This window comes from Arthrobacter sp. K5 (assembly GCF_040448525.1).
In the GTDB taxonomy this organism is placed as follows: Bacteria; Actinomycetota; Actinomycetes; order Actinomycetales; family Micrococcaceae; genus Arthrobacter; species Arthrobacter globiformis.
The window spans coordinates 2,414,087-2,435,150 of sequence record NZ_CP159279.1 but is presented as its reverse complement, the minus strand read 5'-3'; the positions used below and the strand labels follow the sequence as shown (position 1 = coordinate 2,435,150).

The following is a 21,064-nucleotide window of genomic DNA, read 5'->3' as shown; positions in this document are numbered from 1 at the left end:
GTTAGTGTCGGCTTTCTGGCTGTTCCCGCGGCGCCGGGTCCAGGGACGTTAGGTACGTGGCTGCCTGCGGCCCCCAAGGCGGCCGGAACGAATACAGGCATGCCAGCCGGAGCCGTGTGGAAGCGGCATAGGCGGCAAGCCTGCCGGGGCTGGCGTGAACGCGTTCGGCCGCGGACATTATGCTGGCGTGGGCGATGTCATACCGTCGGGTGGTCAGCAGTTTTTGCCGCCACCTGAGTTCCAGATGCACATCCAGATTGGCCAGATCCAAGGCCGCCTCGGCCGTGCAGGCCTCGTCAAAATCCAGCAGGCCCGGCGCACCCGGGTAGCCCTGGCCAAGCATCTGCTTGTCATGCAGGTCCCCGTGGGCCCAGCCCAGGCGATCCCGCGGCGTGGCGAGGAGGCCGGCCGTCACCACATCGGCCCGTGCCAGGAGAGCCGCGCGTTCCTTAGCGGCTTCGGCGATGCCCTCGCTGTGGCGCAGCCAGTGCTCGATCCAACGCCGCAGGATGACCAGTTCCTCCTCTGCGTCGTGCAGGGGAAGGCGCTCCAGAAAGGCCGTGCTGCCGGCTCCGGATAAAGTCGCCGTCCAGGCCCGCTGCCACTCATCCCATTTGCTGGCATAGAACGCATCGGTGATGCCGGTTTGATCCTGGCCGAGCTCGTAGAAGGAACGGCCAGCGACGGGGCTGAAGACCAGGACATCCTGCCCGGCGCTGATCAGCCGGGGGGTTCTGAAGCCGCCACCGGCCGGGGGAGCGGTGGCTGTGCCGTGGCCGACGGCCGCCGCGGGCGCCCATCCGGGGCGGAACACCTTGATGTAGCTTGCCGAAGTGCGCAGCACAGCGCGTTTGTGGGCCCGGTGAACCACAACTTCGCCCTTCGACGATTCTGCGGAGAGGGCGGGCAAGCGGTGGTCATTGACAGTGACGGGGTCGAACCGGCCCTCACTGAAGTGGCCCGCCAGGACACCGGGCCGGGCCGGATTCCGGACTTCCAGGACATACCGGCCCGCCGAAGCGCCGGGCCACGCCCGCCGGACGGACCAGACGGTTCCGGCGGCGTCGGCCACCCGGTGGGGAACGGGAGGATGCCAGTTCACGAGATCAGCTCCATTGCCCGGTTGAGATGCCAGGACATGCCTGCCGCCCATTCCGGGGACCGGTTCCGGAAGGGCTCAACGCTGTTGTTAAAGAGCCGGAAAGCAGCCCAGGCATCTACCGCGGTCTGTGAGAACCGGCCGCCCGCTCCGACGTAGCCTTCGATGAGGCGGGCTGTCTTCGGGCCACCTGCATGTGCTCTCTCCCATCCCGGCAGCACCGTCTCCTCCACTGCGGCGAACGATCCCAGATCGGCCTCCGCCATCCCGGGACGCGCACGGTCGAAATCGATAAGACGAACCTCTGACCCTCCCACCAGCACCTGATCCGGAGAGAAGTCGCCATGAACCAGGACCCGGCCGGACCCGGCTCCTTCCAACAGCAGGAAACCGAGCTCGGCCTCGATGCACCGTGCCGGTTCCTCGTATGCAGGGACTAGGGAGGAGACCATGCTGCGGGTGGCCTTCAGCTGCGCGGTGACCTGGGCCAGCCAGCTGCCCGCTCCGTCCTGGAGGCTGGAATCAGCCGCTTCGGCAACCGTCCTGCCGGTGATCGGTATCCCATGCAGTCTGGCCAGGGCTTCCCCGGCAGTGAAGGCTCTGGAATCGTCGTCGAACTCGGTGAGGTCACCCCCGCCCCAGGCCACGCAGGCGCTGATTCCATTCGCCAGGCATTCCGTGTCCCCCAACTGGGGGAGGAGGGGAACACCGTGCAGGCGTAGCCGGTCCAGGAAATGTGCTTGTTGTCCGGGAGAGGCAGGTTTCGCGGCGGCCTTGAGCACTACCGGGGCCGCGGTGCTGGATGCTAAGAGCACCAGCCGACGTTCGGGCTTGTAGCGCAGCACGCTGCTGCCGGCTGGCAGGCCAGTGTCCGGCCCGTAGTGGAGCCCCAGCCGTTCGATGCCGTGCTCGTAAAGCCACAACAGGTTCTTGTGCAGGGCCCAGTCGTCGGCAGTGCCGCCGACCGCCACCAGCATGTCGTCCTGCCTGGGATCGGGCCGGAGAATGCGTACGTTCCCGCCACGGGACCGTGATGTACTTTCGCGCCTCAACAGCTTGGCGGGAGAGGACAAGGTGTGCGCCCAGCCGTAATCGAAACTCCCGTTGCGGATGCGCCGGAATGCCACCAGCAGGGAGGTGCGGGGTTTGTAGCGGACCCGGGTCACGCGGACGGTTTCGCCGAGCAACGAGGACAGGCGGGCGTCGTCCAACAGGTAGGGCAGGCCGGGGAGCGCATCATCGCGTCCGGCCAAGGAACGGTCCGGGTTCTTGAACTCGGAGTGCGAGGCGTTCATTGCACTTCCAGCTTCTCGTCGGGCCGGCTGGGGTCTTCGTCATCCATCCAGCGGGAGAACCTGGACCCGGGATCCCGCAGCAGCTCCTCCGGGCGTCCCTCCTCCACAATCCTGCCGTTTTCGAGCCACACGATGCGGTCGCAGGAACGAGCGGAGTGGGGATCGTGGGTGATCGTGATGGAGGTCCGTTCGCGGGTTAGGGCGGCGAGGGCCTGCAGAACGGAATCCCGGGAGGCGGGGTCCAGGCCAGCTGTCGCTTCGTCGAGAATCACGATCGGGGCCCGCCGGAGAATGGCACGGGCAATGGCGATCCGCTGCCGCTGGCCGCCGGAGAGGTCCTTCGCCGCTTCGCCCAGTACTGTGTCGTAGCCGTCCGGAAGAGACCGGATGAAGTCGCCGGCCTGGGCCAGGGCAGCAGCCTCCTCGACTTCCCGGTCCGTGGCGTCGAGCCGGCCGAACCGGATGTTGTCCCGGACGGAGGCACCGAACAGCACGGAGTCCTGCAGCAGGATGGACACATGGGACCGCACGGACGCGATTTTAAGTTCCCGCAGGTCCGCGCCGCCCACCCTGACCGACCCCGTGGCGGGATCGAGCATGCGCAGGATCAGGCTGGCCAGAGTGGACTTTCCGGCGCCGGACGGGCCGAGGATGGCCACGTGCTCACCGGCCGGAATGGTCAGGTGGATCCCGTGGAGCACCATTCCGTCGCCGTGACCCGCTGAGACGCCTTCAATCACGATGTCCGGGTTCCTGTTGTCCAGGCGGCGGGCATGGGCGGACTCCGGCAGGTCCGTCTGTGCTTCCAGCAAGTCCGCCACGCGCTCACCGGAGGCTGTGGCCCGGGCGATCCGGCCAATTTGTTTCGCCACGTCCTTGAGCGGTTTCATTCCCGTCTTGAGGTACATCAGGAATATCACCAGGTCACCCGGCGTGATCACGTGCTCCATGACCCGCCAGCCGCCGCCGGCCAAGACCACTGCCGTGGCGACGCCGATCAGCACGTCCGTGCGCCGCTCGAGGCCTGCGGCGAGCCGCAGCGCCGCAACACCCGTTCCCAAGGTTGCCTGGTTGCTGCTGCGGAAGCTGGAACTGATGGTGTCCTCCAGGCCGTAAGCCTGGACCTCGCGGATGGCACCCAAAGTCTGCGCGGCCGTCGTGGCCAGGTGCCCTTCACCCTTGCGGGAGTTGCCGGCCGCCACCGTGATCTGGCCTGAGCTGGCGCGGGACAGGAGCACGAAGACGCCGCCTGCCAAAACCACTACCAACGAGAGCAGGGGATCCAGCAGGAGCAAGATGCCGATCATCGCCGCCAGGGTGGCCATGTTGCCCATGAGCGGCAGCCCGGCGGTGATTGCCACGTCCTGCAGGCGGGACACATCACCCACCAGTCGTTGAACTGTGTCCCCGGTGGACGCACGTGTGTGGTGGCGCATGGACAGGCTCTGCACGTGGCGGAAGGCCCGTGCCCTCAAGTCCGCGGCGACCCTCGAGCCGATGAGGGCGAAGCAGACTGCTGACCAGTAGTTGGCGATGGCGCGCCCGATGCTGATGGCCACCACCGCCGCCCCGCACAGGATGAGCGTCTGCAGGCTGGCGTCCATCGAGGGCCCGGGTTTGTGGAGTGTGGCGCCAAGCGAGCGGGAAACGGCATCGACCACTAGCTTGAGGGGCCACGGTTCCACCAGGCGGAAAACCACGTCGAACGTCAGTCCGGCGAATCCACCAGTCATGAGGAGGCGATGGCCCTGGAGATGCGGGCGCACGCACCGCAGCGTGCGCCGAAGCCCGGACTCCGGTACTGACGGCCCGGCGTTCCGCCCGCGCCGTGGCGGCCACGCCTGCTTCCGCGCGGCGGCCGCTTGCTGCGCTGACGGCTGGGCCCGGTGGGCGTGCGCGGTCATGGCCAAGCCACCTCCCGCCGGATTGCCAGCGACTCGGTGATCAGGGCAAGCACACCGTCCCAACTGTGGTGTTCGACGGCGGCGGCCCGGGCCTGGGTGCCCAGCCGTTCGCGGAGCGCAGCGTCAGCCGCCAGACGGTTCAATGCTGCGGCGAAGGCCGCCGGATCGCCCGGCGCAACGAGCAGGCCTGTGCGTCCGTCTTCCAGGATGGACGGTATCTGGCCCACCGCCGTGGCCACGATCGGCATGCCGGCGGCAAGGTACTCGTAGACCTTCAGCGGTGAAAAGTAGTCGTCCCGGTCGGGGACAGGCTGCGGGTATGGAGCAGCGGCGGCATCGCATTTATGCAGCAGCCCGGGCACCGCATCAGGCGGCACGGCGCCGGTGAACTCCGCCTCGACGCCCAGCCCCGCTGCAGCCCTCTCGAGGTCCTGCCTGCCGGGGCCGTCGCCAATGATCTTCACGGTCCACCTTCCGTCAGTGCCTGCCTCGGCGTTGGCCAGCGCCACCGCGGTGAGCAGGGCGGGGACACCGTGCCAGGGTTTCAGGCTGCCCACGAATCCCACGGTCAGTTGGCGCGGGTGGCGGCGGCCGCGCGGCCGGGGACGGATCCGTTCCGTGTTTACGCCGTTGGGTGCCAGCACGGTCCTGGCCTCGGGAACGCGCTGCTTCACCCACCGCACCACGGGCTCCGAGACAGCGGCCACGGTGTCCGCTGCCAGGGCGTTGCGATGGAGTACGGCCTCGGCCAGACGGCGGTCGAACAGCTGCCGGTACTGCTGCTGTTCCTCGATCAACGGCGCGTTGACCTCCAGCACCCCTGGGACCCGTAGGGCTCCGGCGGCCATGGCCAGGGCCGCGCTGAAGAGCGAGTAGCGCTCGTAGATCACGTCGCAGCCGTCCCGGACCACCGCCTCCGCCAGGGCCGCTGCTGCCTCTTCGATGGCACGTTCCCGCTCCTCCCCAGAAGCTGGCCCGGTCCCGCAAACAGGCCCTGCCCGGTCAGCGCGGTGAGGCGGGATTTCGACGACGGGCAGCCCGGCCAAATCCGCCGGCCGGTCAGTCCCGGCACGGGTGCAGTAGACCGTGACATCGGCCCCGGCCCGGTGCCAAGCCCGCACGATTTCCTGCACATGGACTGACGATCCCTTGGTGCCGAAGACCGGGACTCCCGGGTCGGCACAAACATAGGCGACGCGCATTACGCTACCTTCCTTGCCGCCGGCGACAGGGCCCGGAGCGCCTCCGCCTGCCGCCGCGCGTCGTATTCCTTCTCGATCAGTGCGCGGGCGTTCCTGGCCAGCACAACCCGGTCTGTGGCTGGTGAACTCATGCGGCGGATCGCTTGGGCGAGCAGATGGGGCTGGCCGGGCTGCGTCAGGATTCCGGTCTGCCCGTTCCGTACAGCCTCGGGAATGCCCGTTACTGCCGTAGAGATGCAGGGCACCCCGGCGGCCATGGCCTCCAGCAGGACCGTTGGCATCCCGTCCGCGTTGCCGTCCGCCGCTACGACGCAGGGAGCAACGAACACGTCGCAGGAATCCAGCAGCTCATGGACCTGGTCCTGGGTCTGCGGACCGAGCAGCCTCACGTGCCTGTCCAGCCCGAGCTGACCGACCGTGCACTGCAGCTGGTCGGCCAACACCCCCGTGCCGGCGATCCTCATGTCCAGCGGGAAACCCTGCGACACCAGCTCCGCGGCCGCCGGCATCAGATGCTGGAATCCCTTCTTCTCCACGAGCCGTCCGACGGCGGCCACCCGCACCGTGGCGCCGACAGGCCGGGGGTCGCGGTACGGGAAGCGCTCGAGCTCCAGGCCGTTCCGCACAAGGTGCAGGCGGGAGGTAACGTCCGGGAAGCGGCGGCGGAGGAACCTCAGGTTGTACTCGCTGATCGTGACGGCGTGGTGGGCCTGGGCAAACTTGGTCCGGAGATCGTCGTCGACGGCCCCAACGAAAATATCCACCGCGTGGGCCGTGAAGGAATAGGGGATGCCGGTAATGGCCGAGGCAAGCCTCGCCACGGTCGTGGGGATTGACGCGAAGTGAACGTGCATGTGCCTGATCTTGCGGTTCTGCAGGGTGACGGCGAGGTTTATGGCCTGAAGAGCATCGTTTGTGTCCATGGTGGCCAGTTCCGCGAATACCCGGGACACAGCCGGGGCGAGACCGGCGGCTTCCGCGGCGCGGAAGGTCTCCCAGGCACGCTCGGCGCTCTTCGGGCGGCCAACATATGTTACGGGTGCCTTGACCCGCGCCAGCTCGGGATGGAACCGCGGATCGTTGGGCGGGCGCAGGGAGAAGATCTCGATCCTGTCGCCGGCTGCCTCGCGTGCCAGAATCTCTGACACGATGAACGTCTCGGAGAACCGCGGGTACATTTTCAGGATGTAGGCGGTAGCCGGTTCAGATTGCAACATGCGCGGCACCTTCCCGTGAGCTGCTGGCCGCCGAGGATGCGTCAGGGTGCAGCAGGGGCTGCAGGAGTTCGGCCGCGAGCTGCGGCACGCGGACCAGCCCGTCAAGCCGCGCCTGCCTCCGGTCGACCCTGCTGCCCAGCCGGCGGACCAGCCAGCCGGAGAGGTACCTCGGCGTCAATGTGGTGATCTCGCGATATTCCAGGTACCCCGCGGAAGCCAGGGAGGCGGCCCTGATCCGCTGCTCGAAGCGGGCGTGGATGCGCGGCACAATCAGGGCAGGAACGTCGGTGCTCATGATTTCGCACACGGTGTTGTAGCCACCCATGGACACGATGGCCTGGGCCCCCCGCAGATGAAGCACCATGTCGTCCAGAGTGTCCACGATTCTGGTGCCCGCCGTGGCGTGTAGGCGCAGGTCGTTGAGCTGTTCGGCGGGCATTTGCGGCCCGGCAACGATCAGGTGCCCCACTCCCGGCGGCAGATCGGTCGCCGCTGCCATGGCTGCCAGGGCGTGCCCGTCAGCGCCGCCGCCCACCGTCGTCATGAAATAAGGGCGCTGCACGCGGAGCTTCCCGGAGCCGGGCGGCCGCCCTGCCGCAAGGTAGCCGGTGTAGTGGATCAGTTTCCCTACGGTCAGCGGTATTTCCCCGCACGCAACGGGATCATGCACAGAGGGGTCCCCATAAACCCAGATGGCGTCAAACAGGTCTTTGACCAGTGGCGCGCCGCCCACCTTCTCCCATTCGGCGATCGCTGCCTTAGGCTCATCCAGGACCTCGCGCAGTCCCAGAACTGTGCGGACGGGCCCGGCCGCGCGTGCCCGGCGCAGGGCGGCTTCAAGTTCGCGGTGGATGCCGGTGGCGTGGCGGTCAACCACCACCAGGTCGGGTCGGAAGCTGCCCAGCACGGATTCGAGCAGGCCGGCGCGGAGCGAGATGAGGTCCTGCATCGGAACGCTCAGGTTGCGGGGCTGATAGCCGGCAGTGCTCTTTTCCACTCCGGGCAGGATGACCCAGTCCCAGCAGGCAGGAACGTCAAACCCGGGGGCCAGTGCCGTGCCGGAAACGAGGATGCCTGTCACAGGACGACCCGTCAGGACGGGAAGCTGGTTACTCAGGGCGTGGGCAAGCGCGAGATTGCGCCGAACGTGACCGAGACCCACCGAGTCGTGTGAATAAAGAACAATTCTTAAGTGTTCCATTTGGGCCCCCACAGCCTGCCGAAGCGCAACACAACGCTTGTTCGGCAGGCCTCAATGAGAAGACTTTGTCGGAAATGAGAGAACCGCCAAAGATCTCAGATGTCCGGGCACGCGGCATCGCTGCCGCAACGATTGAGGCATTAACTTTAGTTTGCCGGGCATAGGCGCCACGGCAAGAAACGGCTTGCGCTCTGCCCCGAGCATTGGGGGCATGAAAGATGAATCCCACGTTGCCACGGCGTGACGTGGAGGTCAATGCTCAATACAAAGCGTTCGAACGGATATTTAAGGCAGCAAACGACCAAAAAAACGACGGCGGGTATTCCCGCCGTCGTTTTTGCGATTGTATTGGCTGCCGCCGTCGAAAAAACGGTCGACGGCGGCACTTGGTTTTGCTAGTGCTGGCCGGACGTGCCGCCCAGCGGCGGGATGGTGCCGGGATCGCGGTCTGCGCTTTCAGCCCGGTCTGCGGCGCTGCGTGTGTCGCTCGCGGCGGTTTCGTCCGAGTCGCCTTCGTCGTCAATCAGTCCGTTGGTCTGGTCGAAGGGATGGGCGACGGTCTCGTCCGTCAGCGCCGAGCCGGCGCCGGCCGCAGTTCCGCCGGCAACAGTTCCGCCGGCAACGGTGTCCGCCGCAGTTCCGCCGGAGAAGCCCGGGGCGTCGGTCGTGTCGGTAACGACGGTGGTTTCGGTGTACTCCGGAACCACCGGGGTGACGGTCTCGTCGACGACGTAAACGGTGTCGGCGTCCTTGTCCTTGCCGCCCGCGGCAACTGCTGCTGCCGCGCCCGCAGCAGCCGCCACTCCGGCAGCAGCCGCCATCTTGCCGGAGACGCCGGCCTTGCCGCTGTCGCCGAGCGACCCGGCAGCGTGCTCAACGCCAGGGGTCCCCACCGAGCCGCCTTCATTGACCGATCCCCGCCAGGCGCCGCTGGCGTAGCCTTCGTCCTCGATGAATGCCTTGAACCTCTTGAGGTCGGCCTCGGCCTGGTGCTCCACGACGTGCAGCTTGTCGCCGATCTTTTCCACGAGCCCCTCGGGTTCGTAGTCGATGAACAGCCTGATGGAGGCCTGGCCTCCGCCCACGTCTTCAAACTCCACCGAGCCGGCGTTGGTGGCCCCCTCCGTGGCGGCCCAGGCAACCTTCTGGTCCGGCTTCTGCTCGAGGATCCGTGCCTCCCACTTGCGCTTCACGCCCGCGATCTCAGCCACCCACTCGAGGCGGTCATCGCTGAGTTGGGTCACTTTCTTGACGCCGCCCATGAAATGCGGAAAATCTTCGAACTGGGTCCACTGGTTGTATGCCGTGCTGACCGGCACGTTCACCAGAATGCGCTTCTCAACCCTCGTGCTCATAGTGTCTCCTTCGTCGAAGTGAACAGATGATGGTCCGGCAATCCGAAGTCATCAGCATGCTTACTATATCGTTGAGGGCGGGGCGTGGCCAGAGGATGCCGTGGCCGGCGGTGTCGGGGTGAAGGCGGTGCGGAGAGTGAAAGGGGAAGCCTCCGCGCGAATCAGACGACTCCAGCGCGGAGGCTTCCAGCACTCCGGTTTGGGGGGAAAGAGGAGAGCTGGCACCAATGTACAGCCGGCGGAACCTGAGGGAAGGCCTATTTGGCCGTTTCGTGAATTCTTGACTAAACCTTGAGTCGACGGCGGAGATCGACGGCGTCAAGCAGCCTGGCCAGCACGTCGCCCGGGGTGCCGCCGGCGTCGATCCTAACCATGTCCGCGTACTCGGGCAGTGCGCGGTAGGCATTCCGGAGGGCGGCTAGTTCGGCCACGGATTCCTCGTCCGTCCCGCGCGCCAGGATCCGTTGGTGCGCGGTTTCGGGGCTCACGTCCAGATGGAGAACCACGTCCGGGGCGGGCAGCGTGCGGAGCAGCCAGGGAAGCAGCCGTCCGCGGCGCAGGCCCTTTGCCTCGCGCAGCGCCAGCTGGCAATGAAGGTGCCGGTCCATGACAACAAGGCCATGGAACCGGGATGCCCGGGTATGCGACACCAGCACGTTGAATACCCGCATGGTGGTTTCGGCGGCGTCGGCCAGGCGGGATGGCAGCCTGATGCCGAGCTTGGCGCTGAGCAGCGACATCCGCCGCCGGCCGGCATAGTTGCTCAGTAAAAGCGCGTCCTTACCCTCCGCCCGGACTGCGGCAACCAGGGAACGGGCCGCCGTCGTCTTTCCCGAACCGTCGATTCCTGTCAGAACAATGAGCATGTGGCCTCCTTCCGTTCCACTGTCCAACGTTCCGGGGCCGGGCAACGTTGCTGCTTTGAGGCGCACGTCACTTTCTTTGTTCCAATCAGCAGCCGTCCGCAGCAGTATTTACGGTCCGTGCACGGCCCTAAAACGCACGACGGCGGGCCCACCGGATCTTGCAGTGATCCTGCCCGAAAGTTGCGCCATTCTTGAGCGTTGCGGGGGACAGTATTGCGCAGGGGCCGTGCAGAAGCGCCGCGGCCCCGCAAGAGACCCGACACGAAGATCACCATCCAGGTCACCGACGAAGACCACGGACTGGGACGGGCAGGCGCAATGGGGCACCGGCCCGTCCCCGGCACGTTCGTCGAACGGGCGGGCGGAATTCAAGCGGCCTCGGAACTACAGGAAGACGCTGCCCCGGATGACTGTGCGGCTGGTGCCGCCGACCCAGATGCGGCCGCCTTCGCTGGTGATGGTCAGGCGGCCGCCGCGGCCCAGGATGGTGCCCTGGCTGACGGTGTAGTTGGCGGCCACTGCACCCGAACCGATCAGCCACTGGGCGAGGCCTGCGTTCAGGCTGCCGGTGACTGAATCTTCGGGGATGCCCAGGCTGGGAAGGAAGCCGCGCACCTCAAAGTCCGCCGGGCCGCCGTTTCCGTAGGGGCCGATGACACCCACGATCAGCCGCCCCATGGCCACGAAGTCGGGTGCCAGGTCGAGAACCTGCCGGGCCGAGGCCAGCCGGATACCGAGCCAGCCTGGTCCGTTGTCCACCCAGTTGCTGTCCAGAACCTGTTCGGATGTGATGCCCAGGCTCGCAGCGGCCCGCTCCAGCACTTCTGTTTCCACGGCACCGGCACGGAGCAGCGGCGGCGCCTCGAAGAACTGTTCGCTGTCGGTTCGGCTGATCTTCACGAGCCCCACCTCGCATTCCTGGACGAGTTCGCCCGGGCGCTGCGGGCGGCCGCCATTCTCCAGCCACGCGTGCGCGGAGCCGAGCGTGGGGTGCCCGGCGAAAGGAAACTCGGACGCCGGCGTGAAGATCCTCAGGCGGTAGTCAGCTTCCGGCTGTGTCGGCTTCAGCAGGAACGTCGTCTCGGAGAGGTTGGTCCAGTTCGCGAAGCTCTGCATCTGGTCGGCGGTCAGGGCGTCGGCGTCATGGACGACGGCAACCGGGTTGCCGGGCCTTGGCCCGGGGGCGAAAACGTCGACTTGCGTAAAGGGATATTCGTTTACGGTGGCGGACATGCTGTTCCTCCTCTGGACTTCAGCCCTGCATATCGTGGCTGGGGGCTGTACGCGCTCCGGCGAGCCCGTCCACCACCTCGACTCCCGGCAGTTTGAGGAGCTCGGCCGGGTCCAGGACGATCTTGCTGGACCTGTTGCCGCCTCCCATGACCACCCGGGGCACGTCCATCACGGCCTGGTCCACATACACGGGAAGCCCGACGATGCCGGGCGCGGTGACGCCGCCCACCAGCATGCCGGTCAGCGCGGTGGTGGTGCCGGCGTCGGCGAAGGAGGCACGCTTGACGTCGAGCAGGGCGCGGACCGAGCGGTTCACGTCCAGCCGGGTGGTGCCCAGGACCACGCACACCGCATACCGGGGCGGCTCCACCTTCTTGGAGGCGACCAGGATGGTGTTGGCCGCCTGCTCCAGGCTGAAGCCGTAGTGGGCGCAGAACTCCGCGGTGTCCGCCAGATCCGGTAAGCATTCCAGGACCTCGTGGGCCACGCCGTGGGCGGCCAGGGCCTCGGCCACGGCGGGCAGAAGGAGCGTGTCAGTCACAGAGGTTCTCCCTTGAGGGCGGTATCAGCGAGGCCGGTGTCAGCGAGGCCGGTGTCAGCGAGGGCCGTGTCAACGCCGGAAGGTGCCGGCACGGGATAGACGGGGACGCTGCGGTGCAGCACGAAAAAGCGGTTGGATGCGGGCACCCACATCAGCGTTGCCCCGGCCAGCGTCAGGACCAGCCCGGCAAGGATCAAGGCCGTCAGGTCGACGGGTGCGCCGAGCGCCGACAGGGCTGCGGCGACAGAGAGGAGAATGCGGGCCCATGTGGCACCATGCAGCAAATGCTGGGCCGCCAATACCTGCAGGGCTGTCAGCGGGACGGCGAACGCCACCAGATAGGGCACCGCCCAGTCCGGGATCGACTGGCCAAAGTCGATGCCAGCCACCTCCAGGATGACGGGCATCATGCCGGCCACCACGGCGCTGGCCACCCAGCAGGCTGCCGAGAGCCGGACAGCCGCCGGTATGTTTCCGGGCTCGCCAAAGCCCAACTGCTGATCGCTCAATGAAGTCCCCATTCTTCAATTTGCGGTGTTCGATTTACGGTGCTCAATTTGCCGTTTCCGGAATTCCGGCTACGGCCCCCAGCCTACAGTCTGTCCCCAGCCGCCGGACGTACACTGGCCTTCCCATCACTTCGAGGACCTGCTGCGAGGGTGCACCTGGATGCTTTGGAAGCTTCTTGTCAGGTACCTGCAGCCGCAACGGCGGCCGCTGATCGCCGTCGTCGTTTTTCAGTTGGCGCAGTCCGTTGCCTCCCTCTATCTCCCCACGCTGAACGCGGACATCATTGACCTGGGCGTTGCCCGAGGGGACACCGGCTACATCCTGCGCGTTGGCAGCCTCATGCTTTTGATCACCCTGCTGCAGATTGCCTGCGCGGTGACGGCAGTGTACTTCGGTGCCAAGGCGGCGATGGGGATGGGGCGCGACCTGCGTGGGGCGATCTTCACCCGGGTGGGCGGGTTCTCCGAGCAGGAGGTCACCCGGTTTGGCCCGGCGAGCCTCATCACGCGGTCCACGAACGACGTCCAGCAGGTCCAGCAGCTGGTGCTGATGTCCGCCACACTGATGGTGGCCGCGCCCATGCTCAGCATCGGCGGCGTGGTGATGGCCGTCCGGCAGGATGCCCAGCTGTCGTGGCTGATCGCGGTGAGCGTGCCGGTGCTGCTGATCGGTGTCGGCCTGATTGTGAGCCGGATGGTGCCGCTGTTCCGCCTGATGCAGCTGCGGATCGATGCCGTCAACCGGGTGCTGCGGGAGCAGCTGGCGGGCATCCGGGTGGTGCGGGCGTTTGTGCGCGAGGACCTGGAAACGGAGCGCTTCGCGGGCGCCAACGCGGACGTCACGGACACGGCGCTGCGGGCCGGGCGGCTGATGGCGCTCGCGTTTCCCGTGGTGATGCTGGTGCTGAACGTGTCCAGCGTGGCGGTGATCTGGTTCGGGTCGTTCCGGATCGAGGACGGCTCCATGCAGGTGGGCACACTGGTGGCGTTCCTCAGCTATTTGCTGCAGATCCTGATGTCCGTCATGATGGCCACCTTCATGGCCGTGATGATCCCGCGCGCGGCCGTCTCGGCTGACCGGATCGGCGAGGTGCTGGAGACGGAGTCGTCCGTCCGGCCGCCGGCAAACCCGGTGGTGTTCGCGGACGAGACCGGCACCGAGGCTGGAACCGGCACCGCCCGCGGTGAGCTGGAAATGCGCGACGTCGGATTCGCCTACCCGGGTGCCGAACGGCCGGTCCTGAGCGGCGTCAGCTTCACCGCCGCCGCAGGCCGGACGACGGCGGTCATCGGCAGCACCGGCTCGGGGAAAACCACCCTGGTGAACCTCATGCCGCGGCTTTTCGACGCCACCTCCGGGTCGGTGCGGATGGGCGGCGTGGACGTGCGCGAGCTGCATCCGGACCTGTTGTGGGGGCATATCGGCCTGGTGCCGCAGCGGCCGTACCTGTTTTCCGGGACGGTGCGGAGCAACCTGCTGTACGGCAAGCCGGACGCCACCGAGGAGGAGCTGTGGCGGGCGCTGGCCACCGCGCAGGCCGAGGACTTTGTGCGGCAGATGGAGGGCGGCCTGGACGCGCCCGTTTCACAGGGCGGCACCAACGTGTCCGGCGGGCAGCGGCAGCGGCTGGCGATCGCCCGGGCGCTGGTGAAGCGGCCCGAGCTGTACATCTTTGACGACTCGTTTTCCTCGCTGGACACCGCGACGGACGCCCGGCTCCGGCAGGCGCTGCGGCGGGACACCGCCGGTGCCACGCTGGTGATCATCGCCCAGCGCGTCTCCAGCATCGTGGACGCGGACCAGATTCTGGTGCTCGACGGCGGCAGGATCGTCGGGCGCGGAACGCACCGGGAGCTGCTGGAGACGTCGGAGACGTACCGCGAAATAGTGTCCTCGCAGCTGGCGGCGGAGGAGGCGGCATGAGCACCTCAAGCCGCCCCCGGGGAACCGGGGCTGCCCCGGGAACCCGGCAGGCCGACGTCGTACGCATTCCCCGGCCCGCCGGCGGACCGGGACGCGGCGGACCGTTCGCCGGGATGAATGTCCCGGCGGAGAAGGCGCTGAACTTCGGGCCGTCGGCCCTGCGGCTGCTGGGGGAGCTGCGCCCCGAGCGGGCGTGGCTGGTGCTGGTACTGGCGCTCGCCGTCGTCAGCGTGGCGTTTTCGGTGACCGGGCCGCGGCTGCTGGGCGAGGGCACCAACCTGATCTTTGCCGGCGCGGTGTCCAAGAACCTGCCGGCCGGGGCGAGCCAGGAACAGGTGATCGCCGGGTTGCGGGCGTCCGGCCAGGATGCGCAGGCGGACATGCTCGGGGCGATGACCCTTACACCGGGGGCGGGAATCGACTTCGCGGCGCTGGCGAACGTGCTGCTGTGGGCTCTGGCGCTGTATGTGCTGGCGTCGGCGTTCGGCTGGATTCAGGCGTACGTGCTCAACGGCGTGGTGCAGCGGACGGTGTACCGGCTGCGCGAGCGGATCGAGGCGAAGATCCACCGGCTTCCGTTGCGGTATTTCGACTCCATCCAGCGCGGCGAACTGCTCAGCCGGGTGACGAACGACGTGGACAACATCTCGCAGAGCCTGCAGCAGTCGATCAGCCTGGCCGTCACGTCGCTGCTGACGGTGCTGGGCGTGCTGGTGATGATGTTCCTGCTCTCGCCGGTGCTGGCGCTGATAGCGCTGGTCACAGTGCCGCTGACGCTGGTGACGACGGCGCTGATCGCCAAGCGTTCGCAGAAGCTGTTCGTGGCCCAGTGGAAGCACACGGGGGAGCTGAACGGGCAGATCGAGGAGACGTACACGGGGCACGCGCTGGTGAAGGTGTTCGGCCGGCAGCGGGAGGTGGAGGAGCGGTTCCGGGAGAAGAATGCGGAGCTGTTTGAGGCGAGCTTCGGGGCACAGTTCATCAGCGGCCTCATCATGCCGGCACTGACGTTCATCGGGAATCTGGTGTATGTGGGGATCGCGGTGGTGGGAGGGCTGCAGGTGGCGTCCGGTGCGATGCAGCTGGGCGATGTGCAGGCGTTCATCCAGTACTCGCGGCAGTTTACCCAGCCGCTGGCCCAGCTGGGGTCCATGGCCAACCTGCTGCAGTCCGGGGTGGCGTCCGCTGAGCGGGTGTTCTCGTTGCTGGATGAGGACGAGCAGTCGGTTGAGGATGCCGGCCCTGCTCCTGTTGGCGGCCGGGGCCGCCTGGTGTTCGAGAACGTCTCGTTCTCCTACTCACCGGACAAGCCGCTGATCACGGACCTCAGCCTGGTGGCGGAACCGGGGCAGACGGTGGCGATCGTCGGCCCCACCGGGGCCGGCAAGACCACCCTGGTGAACCTGATGATGCGGTTCTATGAGCTGGACGCCGGGCGGATAACGCTCGACGGCGTGGACGTCACCTCGGTTCCCCGGCGCGAGCTGCGCTCGCGGATGGGCATGGTGCTGCAGGATACGTGGCTCTTCGGCGGGACCATCCGGGACAACATCGCGTACGGCCGGCCCTCGGCGTCGGAAGCGGAAATCCTTGAGGCGGCGCAGGCGACATACGTGGACCGGTTCGTGAGCGCCCTGCCCGAAGGGTACGACACGGTGCTCGAGGATGAGGGCTCCAACGTGTCCGCCGGCGAGAAGCAGCTGCTGACCATTGCCCGTGCGTTCCTGGCCCGGCCATCGGTGCTGATTCTGGACGAGGCCACCAGTTCGGTGGATACCCGGACCGAGCTGCTGGTGCAGAAGGCGATGAGTGCGCTGCGGTCGGACCGGACGAGCTTCGTGATCGCGCACCGCCTCTCGACGATCCGCGACGCCGACCTCATCCTGGTGATGGAGGCCGGGCAGATCGTGGAGCAGGGCACGCACGCGTCCCTGCTGGCCGCGGGCGGTGCATATGCGCTGCTGTACGAGGCGCAGTTCGCGGCGCCCGCGGCGGAGGTTTAAACCTGTCGTCCTACACGCGGGAGGACCTGCCGCGGATGAAGTGGAAGACCAGGACCACCACGGCTATGACCAAAAGCAGGTGAATTAGTCCGCCGCCGATGTTGCCGAGCAGGCCGAGAAGCCAGAGAACTGCAATGATGATGGCTATCCAAAGCAACATGAGAATCTCCTTCGTTTCCTCGCGGATGGAAACGCTATGTGGCGTCCCCGCCGCTCCAGCTGCGGTGCTTTCACCCTACGCCCGGAGCAGGCAGCCGGAAATAGCCGTACCCCGCCTATGTGTCCAGAGAACACCGGACACATAGAGAGAGCAGGTCAGGTTGTCGACCGGGTGTCGAACGCCGCAGCCGATTCCCGCAGAAGGCGAGCTACCGTGTCCACCGGCATGCTGGCTGACCGTCGCCGGTCGAACCGCCGCAGAACGATGCGTCGCGTACCCAGCCCGGGGACGTCCAGGACGTCCACGCCGTCCTGGACGACTCCGGTCAGCGCCAACGTGGGCACAATGGCGACACCCTCGCCGGCGGCGATCAGTGCCAGGGCGGTCAGCGTGTCCTGGTACTGGTGCACGGTCTCCATCTGGGCGCCGGTGGACTCACGGAGCCGACCGAGCACCGCAGCGTTGGCGGCTGAGGGCTCGACGCCGAGCCACGGCAGAGGCAGCCGGCCAAGATCGATGTTCTCGGTGCTGAGCAGGGCACCCGCGGGTACGACCAGTTTCCAGGGCTCGTCCAGGAGGGGCTCCTCGGTCATGCCAGCGGAGAGCGAACGTTGACCGGGCGTCGTCGAATCTAACTCGACCACGACGGCGTCGAGCGCGCGCTGCCGGAGCAGCCGCATCAAGGCGGGGTAGTCGTCCTCAATCATCCGGATCTGCAGTTGCGGGTACTGGATGCGCCACTCGGGCAGGCGCGGGATCACCACCGTACGGACAAAGCTGGTGAATCCGCCCACCCGCACGACCCCCGCGATCTTGGCCCCGCCTTCTATCCGGGCGCGGGCGACGCTGAGTGCGCGTTCGATCTCCTCGCCGGCTTCAGCTATGGCCAGGCCCGCGGGTGTCAAAACCGAGCCTTTGGGCGTTCGCACCACCAAAGCGTGACCCGTCTCGTCCTCTAATTTGTTGAGTTGCTGGGACACGGCAGACGGCGTAATCCCCAGTTCGTCAGCCGCGGCGAGCACTCCGCCCGTACGGGCAACCGCAAGAAGAACTCGCAGCCGGCGCGGATCGATATCCATGTTAAGTAGTTCTAAACCATGTCTTCAGTGGAATGCAATTGATCTAAAGCTGTTCCGTCCCCATAATTGCAGTAAAAGTAGGGACAAGGGATACAAGCCGGACCGTCCAGCGATGGAGATCCCCGCCCGGACGGCTGAGCATGCGCCGATCCAGCGATGCCTGTTTCCCTCCGGCAATGACGCCTCTTCCAAACAAAACATATCGCCCGTCATCTTCACTCCGCCCAGCGAATGGCGGCCGGGCATCAACTCTGAAAGGACATCATGGAACTGCTGTGGGAGATCTCCGGTTGGGCCGGCGCGGTTGCGATTCTCAGTGCGTACCTGGCTGTGTCCATGGGTTGGCTGAAGGCCGGCAAAGGATTCCAGACCGCGAATCTCCTCGGTTCGTGCGCCTTCATTGTCAATGGCGCATTCCACGAAGCGTGGCCGTCCGTAGTCACGAACGTCGCGTGGTTCCTCATTTCCGCGGTGGCACTTCTTCGCATGCGCGCCACACAGGAGTCGCCGGCGCCCGCTGCAGAGGCCCCGCAGGTGCAGTTTCCGGGTGTCCCCGAAACCGGCCAGCTGGCCATTGTTGAAGCGCCGCAGGTGCAGTTTCCGGGTGTCCCCGAAACCGGCCAGCTCGCTATCATTGAAGCGCCTCGGGCTGCCCGCTGCGCATAACCCGGGCGCACGACCCGAAAGCGGTGAAATAGGTCTAGGGTGGGACCTGTCGGCAATCGCCGCAAATACCCTCAAGGAGGGTGCATGAACCCCATCCAAAGCAGCTCCGATCACTTCGGGCAGCATCTGAAAAGTGTCGGGGGCTCAGAAGCTGACGTCAGCGGCTCAGACTACCTCGTCACGCCAGAGGACACCGTTGAAAGCGCGGCATCGGGCCTCCGAATTAAACAGCAGCAGCAAGGCAGCGCACCAAGCAAACAGTCCACTCTCCATGCTGCCGCCCAAGTGCTCATAAGCCGACGGGACGAGCAGGACCCCGGCAATTATCCCGGGACGTCCCAGCCCGGGGAGTACCAATTGGACATCCATCACGAGACGGGCCGCACCACGCGGGAACCCATCCCCGAGACCGATCTGGAGGCAGCTCAGATCTGGGCCCAGGGACGGATCGAAGCGGACGCCGCTAACTTTGGCGCCATCTACTTCCCGGCCGGAGGAGGCACTGACCCAGGTACAGGCGCGCTGGAGTGCAACTACGACCGCGCCGTGGGCTGGTACCGGTAGCCCTGCATCAGCGCCGCGGACCTAGGCCTCGCGGTTTATGACCGCCGCGGAGGCCCGGAAGGTCATCCCGCTTCCGGGCCAGCAGCGGCCCGCGCATACGATGCCGAAACCCTGCGGTAGACCGGCGTCAGAAAAGCCGCCAACGCTGCCGCGATCATAATGACTCCTGCCGCCAGGAAGACCAGGGCGATGCCGCGGGAGGTGCCTTCGCCCAGGAGCGGGGCCAGCTGGGCGGCGCCCTCGGCGGACCGTGCGTACGGGATGATCCAGAACTGGGCGATCGGGGCAATGAGGAATGCGGTGACCGGTGCCGCAGCGGACTCGAAGGCCATGGCGAATCCGAACACCCGGCCCTGGCGGGGCAGGGGCACCACCTGCTGGATGACGGTCTGCTCGGCGGCTTCCACGAACGGTATCAGGACCAGATACAGCCAGATGCCCGCGACGTACAGCCAGGCCCACTCCCGCAACGTGAACATCGCACCGAGGAGCCCCATCACCGCCACGGCGATGAGCATGGTGCGCAGCGGGTTGGCGCCGAGCCCGAATTTGCCGATCAGTGCGCCGCCCACGATGAAGCCGGTGGAGCCGAGAGCGAAGACGGCCCCCCACATCTCCACGGAGAACATCTCCAGTCCGTACGGATCCATCAGCGCCATGTAGACGCCGCCGATGAAGTTGTTGAACGTGGAAAACAGGATGAGCGCGAACAATCCGGCGATGGCAAGCACGGCAGCGAGTGAACCGCGCAGGTCGAATCCGCCTTGCGCATCTGTGGCGGCGGCACGCACTTCCTCTGGCATGCGCAGGGTGAGCAGGTGCGCGAACGCCAAGGCGGTGAGAACCAGGGCGACGACGATCGTCCACCCCATGCCCAGCAGCCCGACGGACAGCCCGGAGAGCAGCGAGGTGATGATGAACATCAGTCCCTGCACCATTCCCACGAGCCCGTTGGCGTTGGCCCTCCGGTCCGGCTCGATGAGGATGGTGACCGTGGTGGACAGCGCAATGTTGCGCATGTTTTCCACCACCGCTCCGACCAGGATGATCAGCGTAAAGATCCAGAACCAGGGCTGGGCCAAATCCAGGATTTGGGCGGCGGGCGTAAGGAGGAACATGACCCCGGACAGCACGAACATCACCAGGGTGAAACCGGCAGCGAAGCGCATCACGGCCAGTTTGCGGTAGCGGTCCACGAAGGTGCCGAAGCTGATGCTGGAAAGGGCGATCAACAGCATGTAGGCGCCGCCGACCACGCCGGTGGCGATCACATTGCGCGTCTCCAGGTACACCCAGAACGTCAGGGCGAACCAGAGATAGCTGGTGGTGATGTTGGCAAGCGCCGTATTCACCAGGATTCCGGCGAAGGTGCGGGACCGCTGTTTGGGACTGCGCAAGGACGTATCGACTGTGTCGGGATCGGTCAGAGTCGGAGCCTCGGCATCCGCGACCGGGGCGGGTTCCTGCTCGGTCATGCGTTCCAGTGTACTGACAGCAGACCGGCACGGATACGGCTACACCAGCGGCCACGGGTAGCGCATGCCGGTGCGGTCCACCGGCAGCACCGGTTCGTGCAGCAGGCGCCGAACCCGCCGCTGCAGGGCGGCGACCTCCGAACCGTCGAGGAGCTCGGTCACACCGGCGGGCACGGCCTCGGCGAGCGGGGCGATGTCGTCGAGCAGGGCTTGGGGGATGGGGTCACCCGCGAAGTCCCAGATCACGGTGCGCAGTTTGAAGATGGCCGAGAAGCACAGCCCATGGTCGATGCCCCACACCCGCCCGTCGTCGCCCCGCAACACGTGCCCGCTTTTGCGGTCCGTGTTGTTGGCGACGTAATCGAACAGGGCGATCCGCGCCAGGTCGCCGTGCGTTTCCGGGACGTCGGCGTACAGGGTGAAGTAGTGCTCGCTGAAATCGCAGTCGATGAACCACTGCAGCGAACCTATCCCCAAGGGTGCTTCCTCGCGGATCACCGTCGGCGGCACGATTCCCCAGCCGAGGGACTCGCTGAGCAGGTACGCCGCGCGTTCCCGCCGGTACAGCCCGGGCTCGAAATCGGACAGCGGCCGTTCCCCGGCCTCTGGCTTGTACACCGCATAGGAGGAATCGTCCCCGGCGGAGACCTCCACCAGGAACGTCTCGTTGCTGCTGCGCGGGATGCGTCCGAGCAGCTCGACTTCGCCATCAGCAAGGAGGCTCAGCTCCCGTCCGGACACCATGTCAACCTCTGCCCCATGTCACGGCAC

General features: G+C 66.6%; 20 protein-coding genes. 5 read left to right on the top strand and 15 right to left on the bottom strand.

Annotation, left to right across the window (positions count from 1 at the left end; all coding sequences use genetic code 11):
• Nucleotide 1 precedes the first annotated feature (1 nt).
• From ABRP34_RS11060 to ABRP34_RS11035, 6 genes are read right to left on the bottom strand one after another with little or no spacing between them, the layout of a single operon-like run.
• Nucleotides 2–1,102, bottom strand: a complete 1,101-nt coding sequence (locus ABRP34_RS11060; protein WP_353713262.1) for a phosphotransferase — start codon at nt 1,100–1,102, stop codon at nt 2–4.
• A complete protein-coding gene (locus ABRP34_RS11055; protein WP_353713261.1) occupies nt 1,099–2,394 on the bottom strand; it encodes an aminoglycoside phosphotransferase family protein in 1,296 nt (431 codons plus the stop codon). The genes ABRP34_RS11060 and ABRP34_RS11055 overlap by 4 nt, the downstream gene beginning before the upstream one ends.
• The gene (locus tag ABRP34_RS11050; RefSeq protein WP_353713260.1) at nt 2,391–4,298 is read right to left on the bottom strand and encodes an ABC transporter ATP-binding protein; all 1,908 of its coding nucleotides are present in this window, start codon (nt 4,296–4,298) and stop codon (nt 2,391–2,393) included. The genes ABRP34_RS11055 and ABRP34_RS11050 overlap by 4 nt, the downstream gene beginning before the upstream one ends.
• Nucleotides 4,295–5,500, bottom strand: a complete 1,206-nt coding sequence (locus ABRP34_RS11045) for a glycosyltransferase family 4 protein (RefSeq protein WP_353713259.1) — start codon at nt 5,498–5,500, stop codon at nt 4,295–4,297. Before ABRP34_RS11045 ends, ABRP34_RS11050 begins: the two co-directional genes overlap by 4 nt.
• Nucleotides 5,500–6,717 carry a glycosyltransferase gene (locus ABRP34_RS11040; protein WP_353713258.1) on the bottom strand — a complete coding sequence of 406 codons (1,218 nt, stop codon included), beginning with the start codon at nt 6,715–6,717 and terminating at the stop codon, nt 5,500–5,502. Before ABRP34_RS11040 ends, ABRP34_RS11045 begins: the two co-directional genes overlap by 1 nt.
• Nucleotides 6,704–7,798, bottom strand: a complete 1,095-nt coding sequence (locus ABRP34_RS11035; protein ID WP_353713257.1) for a glycosyltransferase — start codon at nt 7,796–7,798, stop codon at nt 6,704–6,706. Before ABRP34_RS11035 ends, ABRP34_RS11040 begins: the two co-directional genes overlap by 14 nt.
• 375 nt (nt 7,799–8,173) lie before the next feature.
• Here ABRP34_RS11035 and ABRP34_RS11030 point away from each other — a divergent pair, with 375 nt between their 5' ends.
• Nucleotides 8,174–8,317, top strand: a complete 144-nt coding sequence (locus ABRP34_RS11030; protein WP_353713256.1) for a hypothetical protein — start codon at nt 8,174–8,176, stop codon at nt 8,315–8,317.
• Here the strand turns inward: ABRP34_RS11030 and ABRP34_RS11025 are convergent.
• The 5 genes from ABRP34_RS11025 to ABRP34_RS11005 form a co-directional block, all read right to left on the bottom strand.
• Nucleotides 8,314–9,273, bottom strand: coding sequence for an SRPBCC family protein (locus tag ABRP34_RS11025; protein WP_353713255.1), 960 nt, complete (start codon nt 9,271–9,273; stop codon nt 8,314–8,316). The two genes, ABRP34_RS11030 and ABRP34_RS11025, sit on opposite strands and share 4 nt — an antisense overlap.
• A 284-nt stretch (nt 9,274–9,557) precedes the next feature.
• Nucleotides 9,558–10,139, bottom strand: coding sequence for an AAA family ATPase (locus ABRP34_RS11020; RefSeq protein WP_353713254.1), 582 nt, complete (start codon nt 10,137–10,139; stop codon nt 9,558–9,560).
• Between the two features lie 384 nt (nt 10,140–10,523).
• On the bottom strand, nt 10,524–11,372 hold the full coding sequence (locus ABRP34_RS11015; RefSeq protein ID WP_353713253.1) for a PhzF family phenazine biosynthesis protein: 849 nt from the start codon (nt 11,370–11,372) through the stop codon (nt 10,524–10,526).
• 19 nt (nt 11,373–11,391) lie between these two features.
• Nucleotides 11,392–11,913: a YbaK/EbsC family protein gene (locus ABRP34_RS11010; RefSeq protein WP_353713252.1), complete on the bottom strand. Its 522-nt coding sequence runs from the start codon at nt 11,911–11,913 to the stop codon at nt 11,392–11,394.
• The gene (locus ABRP34_RS11005) at nt 11,910–12,422 is read right to left on the bottom strand and encodes a hypothetical protein (protein WP_353713251.1); all 513 of its coding nucleotides are present in this window, start codon (nt 12,420–12,422) and stop codon (nt 11,910–11,912) included. The genes ABRP34_RS11010 and ABRP34_RS11005 overlap by 4 nt, the downstream gene beginning before the upstream one ends.
• A gap of 160 nt (nt 12,423–12,582) precedes the next feature.
• On the opposite strand from ABRP34_RS11005, the gene ABRP34_RS11000 reads away from it, so the two are divergent.
• Nucleotides 12,583–14,346, top strand: coding sequence for an ABC transporter ATP-binding protein (locus ABRP34_RS11000; RefSeq protein ID WP_353713250.1), 1,764 nt, complete (start codon nt 12,583–12,585; stop codon nt 14,344–14,346).
• The gene (locus ABRP34_RS10995; protein ID WP_353713249.1) at nt 14,343–16,349 is read left to right on the top strand and encodes an ABC transporter ATP-binding protein; all 2,007 of its coding nucleotides are present in this window, start codon (nt 14,343–14,345) and stop codon (nt 16,347–16,349) included. The genes ABRP34_RS11000 and ABRP34_RS10995 overlap by 4 nt, the downstream gene beginning before the upstream one ends.
• Nucleotides 16,350–16,359: 10 nt before the next feature.
• Here ABRP34_RS10995 and ABRP34_RS10990 read toward each other — a convergent pair whose 3' ends face one another.
• Nucleotides 16,360–16,509 carry a lmo0937 family membrane protein gene (locus ABRP34_RS10990; protein ID WP_139023443.1) on the bottom strand — a complete coding sequence of 50 codons (150 nt, stop codon included), beginning with the start codon at nt 16,507–16,509 and terminating at the stop codon, nt 16,360–16,362.
• 155 nt (nt 16,510–16,664) lie between these two features.
• Nucleotides 16,665–17,588, bottom strand: a complete 924-nt coding sequence (locus ABRP34_RS10985) for a LysR family transcriptional regulator (protein WP_003806232.1) — start codon at nt 17,586–17,588, stop codon at nt 16,665–16,667.
• 264 nt (nt 17,589–17,852) lie between these two features.
• Between ABRP34_RS10985 and ABRP34_RS10980 the strand changes: the two genes are divergently transcribed.
• Together ABRP34_RS10980 and ABRP34_RS10975 are read left to right on the top strand one after the other, a co-directional pair.
• On the top strand, nt 17,853–18,254 hold the full coding sequence (locus tag ABRP34_RS10980) for a YgjV family protein (RefSeq protein WP_003806231.1): 402 nt from the start codon (nt 17,853–17,855) through the stop codon (nt 18,252–18,254).
• A gap of 84 nt (nt 18,255–18,338) precedes the next feature.
• A complete protein-coding gene (locus ABRP34_RS10975; protein ID WP_003806230.1) occupies nt 18,339–18,818 on the top strand; it encodes a hypothetical protein in 480 nt (159 codons plus the stop codon).
• Between the two features lie 62 nt (nt 18,819–18,880).
• Here the strand turns inward: ABRP34_RS10975 and ABRP34_RS10970 are convergent, their stop codons facing one another.
• Together ABRP34_RS10970 and ABRP34_RS10965 are read right to left on the bottom strand one after the other, a co-directional pair.
• Nucleotides 18,881–20,293: an MFS transporter gene (locus tag ABRP34_RS10970; protein ID WP_353713248.1), complete on the bottom strand. Its 1,413-nt coding sequence runs from the start codon at nt 20,291–20,293 to the stop codon at nt 18,881–18,883.
• Between the two features lie 39 nt (nt 20,294–20,332).
• Nucleotides 20,333–21,037 (bottom strand): SCO1664 family protein, encoded by a 705-nt coding sequence (locus ABRP34_RS10965; protein WP_353713247.1) that lies wholly within the window; start codon nt 21,035–21,037, stop codon nt 20,333–20,335.
• Nucleotides 21,038–21,064: the final 27 nt, after the last annotated feature.